At 63.1% G+C, this 255-nt stretch carries 1 pseudogene; it reads right to left on the reverse strand.

The window, feature by feature from the left end:
* Positions 1-255, reverse strand: a pseudogene (locus tag VSR68_RS42675) (Tn3 family resolvase); the annotation flags it as partial.

The following is a 255-nucleotide window of genomic DNA, read 5'->3' on the forward strand; positions in this document are numbered from 1 at the left end:
TGCATGGGCTTCGCCCGCTTCTCGGTTGCGGGATGCAGCGCGATGATACCTCTGAGGACCTTGCGCACATGCGGGGCTTTCGTCGGATCCGGAAAACCCTGCGTCTGATGCCATTGCGCAAGGGCTGTCAGCCGGGAGCGCAGGGTATTGACCGCCAGGGTTTCTGCGTGATCGGCAAGGTACCGCGCGATCATGTCAGCGCTCGCAGGCAGAAAGCCGCCCCATTCAACCTCGAAATGCCGGAGCGCCGACTGG

The organism is Paraburkholderia phymatum (genome assembly GCF_038900715.1).
In the GTDB taxonomy this organism is placed as follows: Bacteria; Pseudomonadota; Gammaproteobacteria; order Burkholderiales; family Burkholderiaceae; genus Paraburkholderia; species Paraburkholderia phymatum_A.